The organism is Bradyrhizobium sp. USDA 3311 (assembly GCF_054062495.1).
In genome coordinates this window covers 8,128,395-8,141,547 of the sequence record NZ_JBSSFI010000001.1, presented here as the reverse complement: position 1 = coordinate 8,141,547, position 13,153 = coordinate 8,128,395, and the positions used below count along the sequence as shown (strand labels likewise).

Annotated in this window: 11 protein-coding genes; 3 read left to right on the top strand and 8 right to left on the bottom strand. The window is 63.0% G+C overall.

The genetic code is table 11. The features are described 5' to 3' along the window. Nucleotides 1-51 precede the first annotated feature (51 nt). Together ACVWW6_RS38760 and ACVWW6_RS38755 are read right to left on the bottom strand one after the other, a co-directional pair. Nucleotides 52-201: a DUF1127 domain-containing protein gene (locus tag ACVWW6_RS38760; RefSeq protein ID WP_456683229.1), complete on the bottom strand. Its 150-nt coding sequence runs from the start codon at nt 199-201 to the stop codon at nt 52-54. A gap of 306 nt (nt 202-507) precedes the next feature. Continuing rightward, nucleotides 508-3,219, bottom strand: a complete 2,712-nt coding sequence (locus ACVWW6_RS38755; RefSeq protein ID WP_456682621.1) for a hypothetical protein — start codon at nt 3,217-3,219, stop codon at nt 508-510. 574 nt (nt 3,220-3,793) lie between these two features. On the opposite strand from ACVWW6_RS38755, the gene ACVWW6_RS38750 reads away from it, so the two are divergent. Then, on the top strand, nt 3,794-5,218 hold the full coding sequence (locus tag ACVWW6_RS38750) for a TAXI family TRAP transporter solute-binding subunit (RefSeq protein WP_456683228.1): 1,425 nt from the start codon (nt 3,794-3,796) through the stop codon (nt 5,216-5,218). 825 nt (nt 5,219-6,043) lie between these two features. Next, nucleotides 6,044-7,789 carry an ATP-binding cassette domain-containing protein gene (locus ACVWW6_RS38745; RefSeq protein WP_456682620.1) on the top strand — a complete coding sequence of 582 codons (1,746 nt, stop codon included), beginning with the start codon at nt 6,044-6,046 and terminating at the stop codon, nt 7,787-7,789. 433 nt (nt 7,790-8,222) lie between these two features. On the opposite strand, the gene ACVWW6_RS38740 is transcribed toward ACVWW6_RS38745, so the two are convergent. Genes ACVWW6_RS38740 through ACVWW6_RS38730 form a run of 3 tightly spaced genes read right to left on the bottom strand, consistent with a single transcriptional unit; the run spans nt 8,223 to nt 9,339 of the window. Beyond that, the gene (locus ACVWW6_RS38740) at nt 8,223-8,513 is read right to left on the bottom strand and encodes an HGGxSTG domain-containing protein (protein ID WP_271558228.1); all 291 of its coding nucleotides are present in this window, start codon (nt 8,511-8,513) and stop codon (nt 8,223-8,225) included. Further along, the gene (locus tag ACVWW6_RS38735; protein ID WP_456682619.1) at nt 8,510-9,115 is read right to left on the bottom strand and encodes a hypothetical protein; all 606 of its coding nucleotides are present in this window, start codon (nt 9,113-9,115) and stop codon (nt 8,510-8,512) included. The genes ACVWW6_RS38740 and ACVWW6_RS38735 overlap by 4 nt, the downstream gene beginning before the upstream one ends. Further along, a complete protein-coding gene (locus ACVWW6_RS38730; RefSeq protein WP_271558232.1) occupies nt 9,112-9,339 on the bottom strand; it encodes a hypothetical protein in 228 nt (75 codons plus the stop codon). The genes ACVWW6_RS38735 and ACVWW6_RS38730 overlap by 4 nt, the downstream gene beginning before the upstream one ends. Nucleotides 9,340-9,536: 197 nt before the next feature. On the opposite strand from ACVWW6_RS38730, the gene ACVWW6_RS38725 reads away from it, so the two are divergent. Then, entirely contained in the window at nt 9,537-10,520 is a 984-nt protein-coding gene (locus tag ACVWW6_RS38725) for a Bug family tripartite tricarboxylate transporter substrate binding protein (protein WP_456682618.1), read from the top strand. Between the two features lie 251 nt (nt 10,521-10,771). Here the strand turns inward: ACVWW6_RS38725 and ACVWW6_RS38720 are convergent, their stop codons facing one another. From ACVWW6_RS38720 to ACVWW6_RS38710, 3 genes are all read right to left on the bottom strand, one after another. After that, complete coding sequence (locus ACVWW6_RS38720; protein ID WP_456682617.1) at nt 10,772-11,734, bottom strand: lytic transglycosylase domain-containing protein; 963 nt, start codon at nt 11,732-11,734, stop codon at nt 10,772-10,774. Between the two features lie 203 nt (nt 11,735-11,937). Next, nucleotides 11,938-12,213, bottom strand: a complete 276-nt coding sequence (locus ACVWW6_RS38715; RefSeq protein ID WP_038965854.1) for a hypothetical protein — start codon at nt 12,211-12,213, stop codon at nt 11,938-11,940. Nucleotides 12,214-12,291: 78 nt separating this feature from the next. Further along, the gene (locus tag ACVWW6_RS38710) at nt 12,292-13,149 is read right to left on the bottom strand and encodes a VOC family protein (RefSeq protein WP_456682616.1); all 858 of its coding nucleotides are present in this window, start codon (nt 13,147-13,149) and stop codon (nt 12,292-12,294) included. Nucleotides 13,150-13,153 lie beyond the last annotated feature (4 nt).

Below are 13,153 nucleotides of genomic sequence, written 5' to 3'. Positions count from 1 at the left end.
CTTAGTCGTCGCTGTCAGGCGCTTGTGACGCCACCTCGGGACCTTGGCCCCTTACAGGCTGTGGTGCCACGCTTCGAGATACAACGGAGACCTGCGCACCTCTTCAACAGTGCTCCTCGATAGGCCCATGTCGGCGAGCAGCCGATCATCGAGTTCGAGAAGTTCCCCGTACTGGCGCCGTCGTTCCCACGCGCACGCCATTCCAGCCAGCCACACAAGTGGAAGCTTCCACCATCGCAGGTCGGGAAGAGGCAGTGAGGGCGGGTTGATGATGTAAGCGGAATTGGAAGTAGTGCTGCCGCAAGACATGTTTCACCTCCATATTGGAGCGAAACAACACTTGGCTGCGGGAGCTCATCGGGCGGTTGTCAATGTCCCGAGCGATCTATGTATCACACGCTCCGTGGGTGCTCAAGCGATAGTCAGTGAATATGAACTCAAGCATCCGCAGCAGCGGTTGGGGAAGGGCAGGCCCCATATCCCGGATTATGACCTTGCGATCCGGTCCTAGAGGTTCTTGATGATCGAGACGAAAGTCGGCGGCGCCTTGGTGGACGTGCCGGTCGAAAGGCCACCTCCGGCTTCGAATGCGCTTTCCGCGATCTCGTAGCCGAGCATGCGGTAGCTCTCGAATTGCGACTCCGTGAAGAATTGATTCAGCGTCGTCTCGTGCGGAAAGGTCGGGTGGGATATCGCGTAGCTCAGGACGCCCATGGGCTCCGTGCCGTGCAGGCCCGACTTGAAGTACAACAGCAGTCCGTTTTGCGACTTGCCGCCATCGGCCTCGCCATAGAGAATATCGCCGACCGCCCAATAAGGCGCTTTCGTTGCAGGGCTTGGACGTTCCGTGAAGCGCTTCTTGAGCAGGTCGAGGCCACGCAGGTCGATGCGCACGCCGAGATCGATCCAGATCTTGCGCAGCGCGTTGCCGAGATCCTCGAAGGAATAATCGGGGTCGCAGCCGGCGTCGCTGACAACGATCACGCGGCAGCGCCGGCGGACCATCTCGTAGAGGCCGAGATTCTCGAAGTGCCCGCCGTCAGTCAGGTAGACCCAGCGCTCGGTCTCGCTGGTCAGGCCGAACATCTCCATGAAGAACGGCCGGAGCGCATCTGTCGGCTTGACCTCCGCGTAGTAGGCATTGTCGCCGCGCGGGTTGGCCAGCCACCAGCCAAGGCGCACGTTGAACAGCGCCATCAGGAAAGCGACGCCCGGCGACGAGTTGTAGCCCATGCTCGGACTGACTGCCGCGCCTGAAATCGCCATGGCGGTCCCAAGGGTGAGCATTCCGCCGTAGGGCCGGGGCTGCTTGGTCGTCGCGTAGGTCGTCCGGTAGGCACCGTCCGAAAATACGGCGCTGCCGCTGCCGCAATGGAGCGGCGAGAACGTGAAGGGCGCCGCCATCCGTTCTTGCCATGCCAGATTTCTCGACGACACGAGGTTGAGTGCCGCGCCGATGACGTGGAACGGCTTCCAATTGGCCCCCGTCGGTGCAACGCCATGCTCCCAGAGTTCATGCAGATACGGGCTGTCGCGGCCGTCGAAATCCGTAAAGGCGTTCTTGGTCTTGTCGCGGTCCTTCTCTTTGCGCGACGCACCGAGAAAGGCGCGAACCAGTCGGTTCCGGTAGAGGCTGTGGAGCGAGTAGCGGTTGATGCTGAGGACATGCGAGGCTGCATAGATCAGTGCTCCAAGCGCGACGCCGGCTATGAGCACGACTTTCCAGGGCAGATGATCGGCGCCAGCCTCGAGTGCGAACGCCCTGTTCCAGGCGATGGACAGCAGAGCGACCAGGACCGACGCGAAAATTCCCGCTGCGATCGCCGCAATCGTGTTGAGCCCGAGATATTGGCGAACGCCCGACGCCTGCTCGGCGGCGGCCCTGGTCTTCGAGCTCGCTCCCAGGATGACGGAAAGCAGGCCTGAAAGACCTCCCCCGGTCGCGAGCGAGGGGACGAACGCGCTGCCAAGCTGACTCTCGATCCATCTTGCGGCCGGTGGCGTGCCAAGCACGAGCCCGAACCACAGCAGCCAGCCGAGATAGGCCAGCGTGAAGAGTCCGCTCGACCGCGCCTGGAATTCGAGCCCGACGTCCACCTCGGACAGGAATTCGGCAAACGAGATGTAGATCACGTCGGCGACGATCCGCGCCATGACGATCCAGGGCAGGCCGAGGACGCAGGCAAAACCCGCCGTCGTGGCAACGGAACCCGATGGGCCGTAATGCCAAAGCAAGACCAGTCCCGCGGCACCCAGCACGCCAAAAGCGGCGCCGGCGACGCACCAGGCGAAGAGATCGATCCATGGATGCTTGGGACGAGCCGCGAGCGGTGGGCGGGCCGACTTTCCAAAGACCAGGGTCCACAGGCGCGCCAGCACCCAGGAGGCAAGAAAGAATAGAACGCCAAGGATGGCGCCGCGAAGCACCACGACGGGGTAAAATTGAGCTTTTTCGACCTGCTTGTCGACTTTGAACCCGACGGCCGTGGTCACGTCCGTGAGCATCGACAGACCGTATTGGCTTCGCAACACGAAAACCAGCAATGCAGCACCGACAAGGAAGGGCATGAGATCGCAAACGAGAAACCGGGGTTGCGAGACATTGATGCATCCGCGGCCGGGACGGTTCGCGACGGAGAACGACAAGGACGCCAGAAAGCAGAGGGTTGGTATGAACATGACAACCAGGAACCAGGCCGACGTATTCTCGCGTCTGATGCTGTCGGCATCGATGACCGCAAAGTAGAGTGCGTTGGTGATGAGCACCGCAAGGATCATCGGAGGAACGAGCAGGACCCAGTTCAGGAACAGGTTGCGCAGGACACCGGCAACGTCGCTCCACAGGTCGGGAGAAATCGGCGAAAAGCTGGGGGCGAGAAAGTGCGAGTTGCGCCGGAGGTTGGAAACCGGCTCGGCTTCTTCGTGATCGCCGAGTTGACCGACGCTGTCTCGCCGATTGAGCGCCGAAACCACCGTGCCTGGACTGGAGCGCCGCTCGCGCTCCTGATGGAGCCAGGCTGATAGCCAACTGCCGATATAACCGCCGCCCGACACGGTCGACAGATACTCGAACTCCGTCAGGGCCGAGCCGGTCTTCCCGCCCTGGCGCTTCGACGTGACCTCCAGGGCCGCAAGTCGTTGCAGAATGCCGAGCGCAAACGCCGCGCTGCGAATTCCTCCGCCGGAAAGGCACAGGGCCCATCGGTCGTCCGCGTTCAACGCCTGGTAGACGTCGAGGAGTTTTCCCGGGACCGGGTCCGTCGGCGATGGTCTGGGCAGTGTTTGGGAGGGCTGCTGCGCAGGTTGCGGCGATGTCGCGGACGGCGGTTGGGTTGGTGTCTGCGAAGCGCCGGATGCCGGCTGCGCTGGTGTCCGCGAGATGTCGGGATCTTTTGGTGCGAATTCCAGGCGAACGCCCGCGAGCGCCCGCCGCTCCTCCCAAAGGACCTGTGAAAGGTTCAATGCCCCCATGACGCCTCTCCCCCTGTTTCACTGAGATCGGCCCAAGCGGCCTGTTCAGTGTCTCCGCTGGGTCAGTTCTGGTCGGCGGGCGGAGCGTAGGCTTGACCGGAGCAAGCTAGCGGCACCGGCGACAGCAAGCGTGTGAAGCAATTCACAAACACGTAGAAATTGTCATGGCAACCGCGTGGAAGCGGTCGTGACGCTAGGCACGTTGTCCATCAAAACGAGTCTGACGCCGCTGCCTGAGACGATGAACCAGGCCGGCCGTCAGGACGTTGTTCGCGGCAAGATGTGGTATCATGGGGACCTGGATCTGCAGCTGGCGGCGGCAATGTCTTCCACCGAGAGTGCAAGCAAGACGACCAGTGAGGCGGCCCGCCGGGAGCGGAGGAGGAGCAATTCCTTACTGTTCGCTCTCGCCGTTGGATTTCTTGTCTTCGGTGCGGCCGCGGGTGCGCTCTATTACGCATTGCGGCCGGAGGTTCTGCGGATCGCCGTTGGACCGCCCGGCAGCGACGATTACAAAGTCGTCGAGGCAATGGCCGATGCTTTCAGGAGGGAAAGTCGAACCGTCAGGCTGTCCCCGGTCAAGACTGACGGGGCGGTGGAGTCACTCGCCCTGCTTGGGGCTGGCAAGGCGGACCTTGCCGTCGGCCGCGGTGATCTGGAAATGCCCGCCGAGGCGCAGACCGTCGCCGTCGTGCGCAAAAACTTCGTCGTGCTGTGGGCGCCCTCCGAGCCTGCTGGCAAGGGCTCGAAAAGAAAGCGGTCGCCGAAAATCAAGGAGGTCGCCGATCTCGCAGGGCACCGTGTCGGCGTGATTGGGCGGACCCCCGTGAATGCCGCGTTGCTGCGGGTCATCCTGAGCGCCTCCGGCGTGGACGCTGAGAAGGTCGCGGTGACGCACTTTGGCACTGAACAGATCGGGGAGCTGGCGCGCGATCCCGCCCTCGATGCATTCATGGCAGTCGGGCCACTCGACAGCAAGATCACATCCGACGCCGTTGCTGCTACGGCGCGGGCCCGCGGCGAGCCGAAATTTCTCGCCATCGAGACATCGGAAGCGATCGCCTTGAGGCATCCCCGGTATGAATCGGAGGAAATTCCGCCCAGCGTCTTCAATGCGGATCCGGCTTGGCCGGGTGACAAGGTCGAGACGGTCAGCGTCAGCCACCTCATCGTGGCAAGAAAGAGCATGTCCGAAACCACGGTAGCCGCGTTTTTCCGGCAGCTCTTTGCCGTCCGTCAGGCGATTGCGCGGCAGGTACCTGGCGCTGCTCACATCAGCAAGCCGGACCTCGAGAAGGACACCGAGCTGCCCATCCATCGGGGAGCGGCGGCCGTCATCGACGGCAACGAACGCACTTTTCTCGACCGGTACGGCGATTACTTCTGGTTCGGGCTCCTGCTTCTCTCCGGGATCGGCTCGGCCGGCGCCTGGTTGCGCCGCTATTTGAACCGCGAGGAAAGGGAGGACAACACCAGCCATCGCAAGAGAATCCTGGCCATGGTCGCGAGCGCGCGTACCGCGGAATCCAACCAGGAACTGCTGACCCTGCAGCGTGAGGCGGACGCCATCATCGCTGAAACCCTCGAGTGCTACGATGACGGCGCTGTCGAGGAAGAGGAACTCGCCGCATTCGGGCTGGTGCTCGACCTCTTGAGCAATGCCATTGCCGAGCGGCGAGCCGCGTTGCAACGAACCAGCTTCGAAACCGTTCGAGGCGCGACAGCAGGCTCCACGCTGCGAGGATAAGGGCGGCCATTTGAACCGGCCGTTGCGGATTCCGCCGCGCCGGCGCCGCCGTACGCGGGATCTCCGATTTCGTCGAGGGTTGCGGCGCCGGCGCGCGGCCACTGGCTGACGACGATGGCCGCCATCGCGCCTTTCCCGAACGTGCAGGTCGACTCGACAATGATGATCCAGTTCTCGGTCGTCAGCTTGATCTGCATATCGGAGTGTCGCTGCTTGGCATGGTGAGCCAGATCGATGTCTGTGCGTTTTAGAAGCGATACAATTGCGGCGGGAATCTCTGTACAACAACTACCTGCATCGTTATCTATCGCGAAGGCCATGCTCTTCGGAAGTCGATCCGCGACCTCGATGCGTACCAATTCGTCCGAACTCCGACCTCACGATGTGTCGACACATTATCGATCGACGTCTTGCTCGACGGAGCGCACGAATCTTACTCTGTGTTCTGGGCGCTGAAGGCCATCGGCTTGCTTGCAGTTATCACGGAAGCGCAGCAACACAATCTTGTCACGCACTCGCGACTTGCCAAGTTGCTCGGTGCTTCCAGATCCGGTCTGTCGCATTGTCTCGCCTATCTTGACAGGCTCCGAATCTTGCACACGCAGCGGATGCATTTGCCCGGCTGCCTTGCGCCTACTCAAGTGTATTCAGTGCCGATTATGGCGCGCTGGCGCGACGATCATGGTTCGCCACTCACGGAGTCGGCCGAGCACGCGCAGGCCGCCAATTTGTCGACGCCAGCCCTGGCTTATCGATATGCGGAACTGCATGCGTCGATGCACATCTACGCTCGATCGAACTGCAGTCGAAAGAGACGTTGTCATCATGAAACGCTGGTTCAAACTCTTCGAGACCGCGTCGCGGCACTTGCAAGCCAAGGAGCGTGGTCTCTTCGTTGTGGTCGTCGGCTGCATGTTGATCGCCGCGGGATGCATGGCAATAACTCCATACATTCTCGGCGTCCTAACGGACAGATTGCTGGAGGGCCGCGCGTCGCATGATGTGCTGGTGCTAATGGCCGGGGCTTATCTGGCGACGGTGGCGATGCCAAGGATACTTCAGACCGTCGCCCTCCATCGACAAAGCAGCCTTCGTGTTCACGCCAATCGCTCGCTGCTGTCGAGCTATTTCAACTATCTGTGTGAACAGCCGGAAAGTTTCTTTACGAGCAGGAATTCCGGTGAGCTAAGTCAGGAGGTTACACAGGCGTCGAACGATCTGTACGTCATCATTCGCAACTTTTCATCCTCCATCATTTCCCCAATCGTCCAGATCAGCATTGCAATCGTTATTCTAGCCCTGAATCGAGACCTCATAGTTGCCGCAGCGATCTTGATTTATGCGGTCCTGTTTCTCACCAATAACGCCATACAAGGCAGAAGGCTGATGCAGCTCAGGGACGGCCTCGTGGAGGCCGGGCGAAAGTCTTATGCAACACTTTCCGATTCCATCTCCAATATCGCAGTTGCGCGCCAGTACAACGGGTACGACTTTCTGCTTTCCCGGTATCGCGCGGTGCTGGACGAAGATCGCCACGCGCAAGGTCGATACTGGGCTGTTAGTCTTCAGATGCAGATCATCAACGCGCTGCTGTTTGTCGGCTTTTTTGGAGTGTCATTCGGGGTGGCTTTGTACGGGGTGGTTCACGGAGAGCGCTCCGTTGGGAGTATGGTGCTCGTCGGTGCGTACACGTTGACGCTGTTGGCCCCGATCGAAGGCCTCGGCAACATGCTTACCGAGATCACTCAGTCGCTAAGGACGTTCGGCGTGTTCATGGACAAGCTGGAATCCGTGCGCCCGTCGTCCAGGCGCCATGCCGAAGTGGTGCCGATGTCATCTTTCCAGCCGGCGATCGAATTTGACGATGTATCGCTGATCTATCCAGGCGCAACCGTGCCGGCCCTCAGGGGTATCAGCTTCTCCATCGCACCGGGACAGCAGGTGGTCATCACGGGTCCGAGTGGCGCGGGCAAGACTTCTATCATCAAGGCGTTGACCCGACAGTATTCGCCGGGCACAGGATCAATCCGCCTATTTGGACAGGATATCGCGACGATAGACGTGCGGACCTTGAGCGACCGGGTTGGATATGTTTCACAGGAGGTGTTCATTCTCAAGGACACGCTCCGCTTCAATCTGAAGATTGCGCGAGCAGAGGCATCGGATGAAGAAATACTCCACTCGCTCGAGAAGGCCGGGCTAGGCGATCTCGTTCCCAGCTTGCCGGCCGGTCTTGACACGATACTCGGTAATCGTGGTGCAACCCTTTCGGGAGGGCAGAGGCAGAGACTGGCCCTCGCCAGGCTGTTTCTACGGAAGCCTGACGTTGTCGTGATTGACGAAGGCACCGCGGCTCTGGATATCGTCACCGAGCAACGGGTGCTCGAAGAGTGTCTGACAACTTTTGACGGGAAGACGATTGTGATCGTCACGCATCGTCCGAGCGCGATGGTGTTGGGAGACACGTTGATCGTTGTGCAAGACGGGCGGGTCGAGGACAGCGGAAAACACGATGAACTGAGGTCGCGCAACGGTTTCCTTTCGCGCGTTCTCAGCGGAGCAGCGTCATGATCCGGCTCTCCCGAGGCGCTTCAAGCGGAATAAGCCGGTTTGGCTCATCCGGATGACTGCATCATTCTTTCGGCCTTGGTCACGAACAGGAGTGGCTGGTGAAGTGGAGTACCATTTGTTTGGTGGGCGTCGCGTCGGCATTGTTCGCGCAGTCCGGAGCCGTAATCCGATTGACGGCTGAAAGGCAGGTCTTGTTTCCAGCAACGGTGGTGCTTCCTCTGCCTTGGGATCCGACCTCGCCCGAGTGTCGCGAGGATCCAATGCCGCCAGGCTTTCGGGTGAATGGGGAGATCAGCTCGGCTGGTCCGCAAGGCCGGTGCGCGCAAATTGACGGACAGCCGATCTGATGCGGTTTGCGCCGTTGCGTAGGCCGCACTTGGGCGATGATTGGCCGGCCTATCTCCAAACACCGAGGAGATGAGCAGTGCTGGTGTCAAAAGGCATCCTGCTTAGGCTGCGTCAATTTCCGCAGTAGAGTTTGTGCGTCATCCAGCAATGCCTGCAGCTGCTGCCGCTCGCTGATCGCATCCCTCGTGAATAGCCCGTGCGTGCGCGCATTCCGATTTCCCTTCGGCGCGCCGGACCCTAGCGCGCCGCCGTGCATGCGGCAGCGTGTCTTGCCGTGCGCCGTTGGCGCGCGGCACGGGCTGCCGTCGCGGGTTCGGGCGCCGCAGCGGGGGCTGGTGCGCATCGGGACCGTGTTGCGGGTGTGGCCGCCGGTCATGGGGTGGCGCCTTGCGTTGCCTCGCTCCGGCTCGCCTCCGCAACAAGCACGTTCGTATGCTGCGTGACGTTGCCCACGATCGCTCGTCCTCCGTCCTGAACGGACAGGTTTTTCACCGTGATCGCGCGCTCGTCGCTGTTGCGGTGGCGGTTCAAGGCCTCGACCTGAGCGGCAAAGGTGCGGGTCAGCCGGGTCAATGCGCGCGTGACGCTCTCCTGCTGCGGGAGGTTGTCGGTGCAGGCGAGGCGGCAGGCGCAGCGCATCGTCGCCAGGTGCACCGAGACCATCTGCGACACCAGCATGGCTTCGATGGAATCCTTCGGCGCGATGCTCCTGATCATCGAGACCATGAAGGCGAGATTGGCCTCATCAGGCTTCTGTCCGATCGCGCTCGCTTTGACCAGTTGCCTCAGCATGCCGTGCAGCGCGTCGCGGTCGACGGCACCGAGCGCCTCGGCCAGCAGCCGCTCGCCGGCTTGCGGGTCCGGATGGGTGATCGCAATGCGCCGCTTGTACAGTCTTATCCGCGGGCTCGCGGCGGGGCCGCCGCGATCGTTTGCTGCAAGCGGCGAAGTGGTGCGGCGGTTCGGTGCTGTCGTCACGTGCTGTGTCCTTTGCCTGCGCAGGCGCGCGCGAACGACCGTTCGCTGCTGCGCGCGGATGCGAATTTCGGGATGTCGATGAAGGGCTTATGCGCAACCACGTCGAGGCGGCCCGGATGAGGGTGGCCGTCACGCTGACGATGGTTGCGATGATGGCATTCTGCCGGTGTTTTGCCCGACGAGTCAAACGGCGTTGCGAAGCGCGCAAGTCCTTGTTCTTCCAAGCACCGGCTACTGTGCATGGGGTTGTTTTCGCGCTTTTTGTTTTGAGCCGGCGCTTACGTGCCGTGCGACGGAATTGCGAGGCGCGTCGTGTGTGGAAACGCGATTGCGCAATCCCGTGCGGCCGCTCATCATGATCCCCGAGCGCGCCGCACCAACAAGCATGCACAAGCGGCGCCGAAGTCTGGGGAGAGAACGAATGCAACGAACGGCTCGCCTGCTGGCAGTCATCGCCGGATTGTGCGCCTGTGCGCCGGCGACAGAGGCCCTCGCGCAGAAATATCCGGCGCGGCCGGTCAAGATCATGGTCGGCTTCAGCGCGGGCGGGCCGGTCGATGTCGTCGCTCGCATCATCGGCGACCGGCTGGGCAACAAGCTCGGGCAGCCCTTCGTGGTCGAGAACCGCGCCGGCGCCAACGGCATGATCGCCGCCGAAGGCGTGGCTCGTGCGGATGCGGACGGCTACACCATGCTCGCCTGCAACTCGTCCACCATCACGCTCAACAAGACGCTGTTCAAGGACATCCGCTACGACCCGGAAAGGGACTTCGCGCCGTTGACCACAGTGGTGTCGGCGCCGCTGGTGCTGGTGGTCAATCCGGAGAATCCCAGGACGGCCGACATCAAGACCGTGGCCGATCTCGTTGCCGCGGCGAAGGCGAGGCCCGGCGAGCTTGCCTACGGTTCGGGCGGCAACGGCAACCTCGCCCATCTCGCGATGGAGCTGCTCGGCCAGAAGGCGGGCATCAAGATGATCCACGTGCCCTATCGCGGCGGTGCCGCGTCCGAGGTCGGCATCCTCGCACAGGAGGTATTGGCGGTGTTCGATCCCCTGTCGGCCGTGCCGCTGGTGAAGGCCGGCAAGCTGCGCGCGCTCGCGGTGTCCTCCGCCGAGCGGCTGCCGTCGCTGCCCGATGTGCCGACGGTTGCGGAGGCAGGCTATCCCGGCTTCGACCTGTCGTTCTGGGTCGGCTTCTTCATGCCGAAGGCGACCCCCGCGCCGATCCTGGAGGCGCTGCACCGGGAGATCGTCGCCGCCGCCAGGGATCCGGCGGTTGCGGAGAAGCTCGGCTCGCAGGGCGTGGTCAGCGTGCTGAGCCCGGCCGAGTACGCCGCGAGGATCGCGAAGGAGACCAAGGAGCTCGCCGAGGTCGTGGCGGCGGCAAACATCAAGCCGGAGTGAGGTGGCCGCTTGGATTTAGGCATGATCGTACGGCTCGCTCCGCTGCACCTCTCCCGCTTGCGGGAGAGGTCGGCGCGCAGCGCTGGGTGAGGGCTTTTTCCTCTGGGGGATTGTCCCGCCGCGGAGAGACCCGCTCCCCAACCCTCTCCCGCAAGCGGGAGAGGGAGCGCACCTCCTTCGCGGTAGCCATCACGGCCACAGGATCTGCTTGCGGCAGCCCAAATCGTTCAGCAGCGACAAGCCGGTGTGAGCTAGCTCGAGGAGCGTTCGCGCGCCGCAAAGCGGATCGCACGAGCTCTTGCACTCTTTCCGGACGCGCGGGCTGCGATCATGCTCCGCGCCTTGCCGTGGGCCCCGGCATTCCTGCGCAGCAAGGTTGCGAACCGCTTGCGTGCACGGCTCGCCGAGAGCCGCGCCGCCAGCTGCTCGGCCTTGCGCATGATGGTGACGACCGACGGTGTCAGGTTCACCGGAACCCAGGCGACGTCCTTCATCTTGGACAGGCTGCCGACGCCTTCGCAAGGCGCTTCGCGCGGCAGGTCGATCCGGATTGCGAGAGCCTCCGCGCGCTCGGTCCAGTCCTCGGCCCTGGTGCCCGTGATGATGCGGACATAGTCGCGCGTCTCGCGCGGCAGCTCGCTCTCTCTGGCGAGCCACTTCTGGATGCGACCGGGACCTGCGTTGTAGGCGGCCGCCGCGAGGCCGAGATTGCCGAAATCGTCACGGAGCTTGCGCAGGAATTTTGCCGATGCGGGCAGCGCCTTCACGGGATCGAAGGGATCATCCAATCCGACCTCGGCCGCCGTCTCCGGCATGAACTGCGCGACGCCCTGTGCGCCGGCCGAGCTGACCTCGTTGGAACGAAAGCGGCTCTCCTGCCAGAGCAGGCGCGCGAAGAACGGCACGGGAATGCCGCTGGCCTCGGCGGCTTCGCGAAGCGCGTGGCAGAATTGTTCGGTCGGCGAAAGCGGGGCCTGCGCGACGGGTTCGACTGTGGGGACCGGCTCGATCGTCTCGACGTAGGCCGCGCGCGCATTTGCCAGCTCAATGGCCTGCACGCTTGCGAGGAAGAGTTCGGCGAGGGGAACCAGAGAAGGACCGCGATCAGTCTTGAGAGCAGCGTGGTCGATGCTTGACGGCTGCCAGGAGGACGACGAGCCGACGTCGCACATCAGAATCAGGAACGCAGCGCAAGCCGCGACGACAAATCGCATCTCGGTAAGAGTCCTCGAACTGTGGGGGAACGACCAGCGCGTGCGCCGGTGAGGAGGACTTCATTAACCGTAATTGCGGCGAAGCTGCGATTCCGCACGAGGGCAGGTGTTAGTACGGGGGCCTGCCGCAGAACATGCGCCGCCGGCCCCGCGGATCTACGGGGACCGCGAGCAAATGCGACGTGCGAGTGGTGGCACGGAGGCTAGTCCTTCGGAAAGTCCTTGCGCATCGCGATCTCGGCGGCATCGCCGGGCGACAGCACGGTCTGGTCGAAGGCCGGCTGCGGCCTCGTCATGATGTCGTAGAGCGAGATGCCCTTGATCGGCTTGTCCATGAGCACGCGGACGCAGTCGGCGAGCGTGCCGTTGTAGACGAGATAGGGCGGACCCCGGTCCTTCTGCCTCTCGCCCTTTAGCGATGGCCACTTCTTCAGTTCTGCCGGCGCGTCATAGACGATCGGCGATCCCTCTTTAAACATGCGTCTGGTTCCGGGCGGCGTGGATAGGCCAGAAGCCTAGAGCCGCCGGGTAAACGCACGTTAAAGAATTAGTTCAAATCAGCTGGCAACGAAGGCGAGCAGGGTGCCGTTGGCCTTGGCCGGCGGCACGACGATCGCAGGTCCACTGCGCAGCGCTGCCGTGCCCAGCGCCTTCTCGGTCGCCGCGAGATCGCCGCTGACCAGCACCAGCGCCGCGCCGCCGCGCTCGGAGAGGCCCGCGAGCGGCACGCCGGGATAACGTTTGCCGAGCTGGTCCAGCGTCAAATAGACGAAGTCGGCACGATCGCCGCCGGAGGGCACGGTGACCGCGCCGTCGGCCTCGGTCTTCGGTTCGCGGTCGATCAGGCGCGCGAGGTGCGCGGCCTCCTTCGCGGGCTCGGGCGTTGCGATCAGCGTCTGCTTGATGCGCTTGGCCGCATTGGCATGCTTCATCAGTTCGGGGATCCACACCGTCTCGCGGGTCTTGTGCTGGCAGGCGAAGATGCGCACGCCGCCCGGTGCTTCCGCGGTCGGCCACATGAAGGTGCGGAATTTCGCCGCCGAGACCGTGCCGTCAGGCAGCGTCACCGGCCGCTCGAAATCGGTCGGGCCGATCGGCGTCAGGCCACGCGCGCGGATTTCCTCTGCGCCGGCGGCGCTATCGACCGCCGTGAAGGCGATACGCTCGATGCCTTCGCCGCGTGTGTCGAGGAAGGCGCGGGCCGGCGCATTTTGCTCGGTCGCGACCAGCACGCCGAGCAGCTCCATATAGTCCGGGTCGAACATGATGGTGTAGTTGCCGGTGCCCATATGCGCGCTGTGGGTGCCGCGCGGCGACACCGTGAAGCCGAGCTGCCGGTAGTTCTCGGCGGCCTTGTCGAGGTCCTTCACCATGACCACGGCGTGGTCGATACCGATGACGTTCTTGAGGGCCACTGTG